The organism is Streptococcus sp. HMSC063B03 (assembly GCF_001836965.1).
Lineage (GTDB): Bacteria > Bacillota > Bacilli > Lactobacillales > Streptococcaceae > Streptococcus > Streptococcus pneumoniae_F.
Genome location: NZ_KV831037.1, coordinates 1 through 1449, shown reverse-complemented (window position 1 = coordinate 1449; position 1449 = coordinate 1). Strand labels below are relative to the sequence as shown.

1 pseudogene is annotated in these 1449 nt (G+C 45.6%); it reads right to left on the bottom strand.

The window, feature by feature from the left end:
• Positions 1–1449: pseudogene (locus HMPREF2628_RS04760) on the bottom strand (YSIRK signal domain/LPXTG anchor domain surface protein); the annotation flags it as partial.

The window sequence follows — 1449 nt, the reverse complement described above, 5'->3', positions numbered from 1 at the left end:
TCTGTATTGACGTATTTATCACCGTCTTTACCTTCTGTTGTCGGATCAACTTTGCCGTTCAAGACGTCTTTTCCGTCGCGGCCATCACGTCCGTCACGACCTGCTGCGCCATCTCGTCCGTCGCGTCCTGGTAAACCTTGTGCTCCGTCTTGACCACGCTCACCTTGAAGACCTTGAGCACCTTTGTCACCTTTAGGTCCTTTGATGTTGCCTTCTTTATCCCAGTTGCCGTTATTCTTAACGAAGACGTCACCTGTTTCTGTGTTGACGTATTTATCGCCGTCTTTACCTTGATTTGCTTCTGGGTTAACTTTGCCGTTCAAGACGTCTTTACCGTCGCGGCCATCACGTCCGTCACGACCTGCTGCGCCATCTCGTCCGTCGCGTCCTGGTAAACCTTGTGCTCCGTCTTGACCATCACGTCCTTGAAGACCTTGAGCACCCTGGTCACCCTTAGGTCCTTGTAGCCCTTGTGGTCCTTGTGGTCCTGCAACTCCGGCTTCACCTTTTAGACCTTGAGGTCCACGAATGTTACCAATCTTATCCCAAGTTCCGTTTTCTTTCTTATAAACATCACCTGTAGTTGCATCGATATAAGTGTCGCCATCTTTACCATCATCTGCTGTTGGTGCTTTAGGTCCACTTAATAATTCAGCACCATTACGTCCGGCTGCACCTGCTGCACCATTGGCACCGTCTGTACCATTATAAATTGGTTGTTTAGCAATTAAGTCATCTATACCTTCATCGTACCGACCATTACCATTGTTATCAAAGTACGCTGTAATAAGAGTACCTTCTCTTGGTTTTTCTGCTGGTGCTGTAGATGGGGCGTCTGCTAAAGCTCTTCTTACTCTTCCGCTTCTTTGATTGTTTAATCTTGCTGCTGCTTCAGCTAAGGCATTTAAGTCGATGGTTGGTGTACGTCCATCTTTACCATCTTTAATGTTAGCTACAACAGGCTCTTCTCCAGGAATTGTAAATGTAATGTCAGTACTATGACCATCTTTACCACGAGCTGTAGTAATTACTGGCGTTTTACCATCACGTCCTGCTGCCCCTGTTTCACCACGTTCGCCACGATCACCTTTAGCACCTTGTGCACCAGTTAATCCACGTTCACCTTGGTCTCCTTTTTCACCTTTGGCACCATCTGCAATGACAACTTCTTTTAGTTTTGTATCTCCTGCATCAAATTCGTTGTTGTCATTTTGATCATAATAGAAGATAACAGTTGTTGTTTTATCAGCTTCATTTCGTTGAGTCGCAACTAATGGGCTTGCTCCATCGAAACCATCTCTTACAACAGTATTTGTAACATTACCTCTACCGTCGTTAATAGTGATAGTGTGAGTACCGTCTTCTTTATTATCTTTAACGGTTACGGTTGGAGTTACACCGTCACGACCTGCCTGACCTTGGTCTCCTTTTTCACCTTTAGCACCTTGT